This is a genomic window from Parolsenella sp. (genome assembly GCF_982402205.1).
The window spans coordinates 1-3,747 of the sequence record NZ_CEVYAT010000154.1; the positions used below are offsets into that span (position 1 = coordinate 1).

General features: G+C 69.4%; 4 protein-coding genes. All 4 read left to right on the forward strand.

All coding sequences use genetic code 11. The annotated features are described in order from the left end of the window. Positions 1-843, forward strand: an 843-nt coding sequence (locus AC1VTH_RS07325) for a 3-phosphoshikimate 1-carboxyvinyltransferase (protein ID WP_481335488.1), incomplete at its 5' end; no start/stop codon positions are given. A 2-nt stretch (positions 844-845) separates the two neighbouring features. Next, a complete protein-coding gene (gene aroC, locus AC1VTH_RS07330; RefSeq protein WP_481335489.1) occupies positions 846-1,979 on the forward strand; it encodes a chorismate synthase in 1,134 nt (377 codons plus the stop codon). Between the two features lie 25 nt (positions 1,980-2,004). Beyond that, positions 2,005-3,150, forward strand: coding sequence for a bifunctional chorismate mutase/prephenate dehydratase (locus AC1VTH_RS07335; RefSeq protein WP_481335490.1), 1,146 nt, complete (start codon positions 2,005-2,007; stop codon positions 3,148-3,150). Further along, positions 3,151-3,747 (forward strand): shikimate dehydrogenase family protein (locus AC1VTH_RS07340; RefSeq protein ID WP_481335491.1); only part of this gene is annotated, 597 nt, incomplete at its 3' end. It abuts the gene before it with no gap.

Sequence of the window (3,747 nt, forward strand, 5' to 3'; positions counted from 1 at the left end):
GGGCGCTTCGAGCTGCCTGGCAACGTGAGCTCGCAGTACATCAGCGGCCTTCTGCTCGCGTCGCCCCTGCTCGGCGGCCCCTCCGAGGTGTGCGTCACCGAGCCTGTCGAGAGCCGCCCCTACGTAAACCTCACCACGAGCGCCCTGCGCTCCTTTGGCGTGCACGTTGAGGAGATTCGCGACGTCAACGCGGCGGGCCAGCGCGTCACGCGCTTCGTGGTCTCCCCCGCCACCCCCTACACCTCCTGCGGGCAGATCACCGTCGAGGGCGACTGGTCCAATGCCGGCTTCTGGCTGGCCGCTGGCGCCCTGGGCGAGGGCGTGTCCGTGAGCGCCCTTGACCTCGCAAGCCGCCAGGGCGACCGCTCCATGCTCGCCGCGCTCGCCAAGCTCGGCGCTCGCGTCGAGCGCTCGGGCGGCACCGCGAGCGTCTCGGCCGGCGCCCCCTGCGCCTGCGAGATGAACGTCTCCGACTTCCCCGACCTCGTGCCGCCCCTCGCCGCCGTGGCCGCGCTCGCCCCGGGCACCACGCGACTCACGGGCTGCGGCCGCCTGCGCCTCAAGGAGTCCGACCGCATCGAGACCGTGTGCGCCGGCCTCTCGGCCCTGGGAGCCAGCATCACGAGCGAGGGCGACGATATCGTCATCGAGGGTCGCGAGGCGCTCGACGGCGGCGAGGTCGACGCCGCGAACGACCACCGCATCGCGATGATGGCCGCCATCGCCGCCACCCGCTGCACCGCGCCCGTGACCATCCACGGCGCCGAGTGCGTGCAGAAGTCCTACCCCGCCTTCTTCGAGGACTATGCCAAGCTGGGCGGCCTCGTGACCAGGGAGGGCTAGCCATGGCGTCATCCATCGGCCACAGCGTTCGCCTCACGATCTTTGGCCAGTCCCACTCCGAGGCCATCGGCTGCACCGTCGAGGGCCTGCCCGCCGGCATCGAAGTCGACCTCGACGAGCTGCAGGCCTTTCTCGAGCGCCGCGCGCCCGGCCGCTCCGACACCTCGACCGCCCGCCGCGAGCCCGACCGCCCTCGCATCCTCTCGGGCCTCGTCGACGGCCACACCTGCGGCGCGCCTCTCTCGGCCATCATCGAGAACACCAACACCCGCAGCCAGGACTACGACGGCCTGCGCCGCGTGCCGCGCCCCGGCCACGCCGACTACCCGGCCTTTGTTCGCTACGGCAACCACCACGACGTCGCGGGCGGCGGCCACTTTTCGGGCCGTCTCACCGCCTCGATGTGCATCGCGGGCGGTATCGCCCTGCAGGCCCTCGCCGCCATGGACATCCACGTCGTGGCTCACATCGCCCAGCTCGGCCCCGAGCGCGTGCCGGACGCCACCCTGAACGACCTCGCCTATGAACCCACCCAGCGAAAGGCCATCCTCTCAAACGAGCTTCCCTGCATCGACGCTGGGGCCGCCCGCGCCATGCACGAGAGCGTGCTTGCCGCAAAGGGCGAGCTTGACTCCGTGGGCGGCGTCATCGAGTGCGCGGCCTACGGCATGCCTGCAGGCGTGGGCGACCCGATGTTCGACGGCCTCGAGAACCGCATCGCGGCGCTCGCCTACGGCATCCCGGCCGTGAAGGGCGTCGAGTTTGGCGCCGGCTTTGGGGTGGCCGCCCTGCGTGGGTCGCAGAACAACGACCCCTGGCGCGAGAGGGGCGGCGCGGTCGTCGCCACCACCAACAACGCCGGCGGCATCCTGGGCGGCATCTCCACGGGCATGCCCATCGTCTGGCGCGCGGCCGTAAAGCCCACGCCCTCGATCGGCAAGCGCCAGGACAGCGTCGACCTCGCCCTGGGCGAGAACGCCGACCTTGTGGTCCGCGGGCGCCACGACCCTTGCATCGTCCCCAGGGCCGTGCCCGTCGTTGAGGCGGCCTGCGCGCTCGCCTTACTCGACGCGCTCGTCGATGACGGCGCCTACGCTGTGCCTGCCGCCGCAACCCTTGAGACCACCACCAAGTAATCCCAGCTAGAACGTTTGGAGCACCATGGCTGACCTCTCAGAAATCCGCAGCCGCATCGACGCCATCGACACCCAGATCTGCGAGCTGTTCGCGCAGCGCATGCAATGCACGCACGAGGTCGCCGAGTACAAGCGAGCGAGCGGCAAGCCCATCCTCGACCGCGGCCGCGAGCGCGCCAAGCTCGCCGACGTCGCCACGATGGTCCCCGAGAAGCTCCGCGACTACTCGCAGGTGCTCTTCAGTCTCATCATGGAGATCTCGCGCTCCGAGCAGAGCGCCGAGCTCAATAACAAGAGCGAGCTCGCGGACGCCATCGAGGGCGCCATCGCGGGCACGCCCGCACTCTTCCCGCAGGACGCCTTCGTGGCCTGCCAGGGCGTCGAGGGCGCCTACTCCCAGCACGCCGCCGACCGCCTCTTCAAGCGCGCGAAGATCAGCTACTTCGACTCGTGGGAGGGCGTCTTCCGCGCGGTCGACGAGGGCTTCTGCCGCTATGGCGTGCTGCCGGTCGAGAACTCCACCGCAGGCACCGTGAACCAGGTCTACGATCTCATGATGCGTCACAAGTTCTCGATCGTGCGCTCGGTGCGCATCAAGGTCGACCACAACCTGTTGGCCCTTCCCGGAGCCAAGATTGGCGGCATCACCGACGTCTATAGCCACCAACAGGCCATTGCCCAGTGCAAGGGCTTCCTCGCCCAGCACCCCGAGATGACCGTGCACGTGGTCGAGAACACCGCCGCGGCCGCCAAGATGGTGGCCGAGAGCGGCCGCACCGACGTCGCAGCCCTTTCGAGCCGCAGCTGCGCCGAGCTCTACAACCTGGTGTCCCTCGCCCGCTCCGTGCAGGACTCCGACGCCAACTACACGCGCTTCGCCTGCATCTCCAAGAACCTCGAGATCTACCCCGGCGCCGACCGCACCTCGCTCATGGTCGTGACGCCCAACGACCCGGGCAGCCTCTACAAGGTCCTCGCCCGCTTCTACGCCCTCGACGTGAACCTCCTCAAGCTCGAGAGCCGCTCGATTCCCAACTCGGACTTCGACTTCATGTTCTACTTCGACGTCGACTGCTCGGTGGCGGCGCCCGAGTTCCCCAAGCTCATCGCCTCGCTCGACGACGTCTGCGAGGAGTATCGCTACCTCGGCAGCTACACGGAGCTGGTGTAGGTGGCGGCCGAGAAGGGCGCCGAGCGCGCGCCGCACGCCCCGGTGACCTACGGCCTTCTGGGCCGCACGCTCAAGCACAGCTGGAGCCCCCAGATCCACGAGGGGCTGGGAACGACCCCCTACGAGTTCATCGAGCTAGAGCCCGACGAGCTTGCCGCGTTCGTGCGCGAGGGCTCCTGGAAGGGTCTCAACTGCACCATCCCCTACAAGCGCGACCTCATCCCGCTCGTCGACGAGCTGCGGCCCACCGCCGCGCGCATCGGCGCCGTCAACACGCTGCTGCATGACGAGCGCGGCCGCATCATCGGCGACAACACCGACATGTTCGGCTTCGCCTGGACGCTCAAACGCTTCTGCGAGCGGCACCTGGGCGGCTTGGGCGCCATCCAAGGCGCGAAGGCCCTCGTGCTGGGCTCAGGCGGCGCCAGCCGCGCCATCGTCTGCGCACTCGAGGACGCGTGCGCCAAGCCCGTCGTGATCTCGCGCCACGGCGACGAGACCTACGAGGGCGTCGCGACCCGCCACGCGGACGCCGCCCTCATCGTGAACACCACCCCCGTGGGCATGTACCCCAACTGCCCCGCCTCGCCCCTCGAC

Coding starts and splice junctions, on each gene's coding strand:
- aroC (WP_481335489.1), top strand. CDS start 846: ATGGCGTCATCCATCGGCCACAGCGTTCGCCTCACGATCTTTGGCCAG.
- AC1VTH_RS07335 (WP_481335490.1), top strand. CDS start 2,005: ATGGCTGACCTCTCAGAAATCCGCAGCCGCATCGACGCCATCGACACC.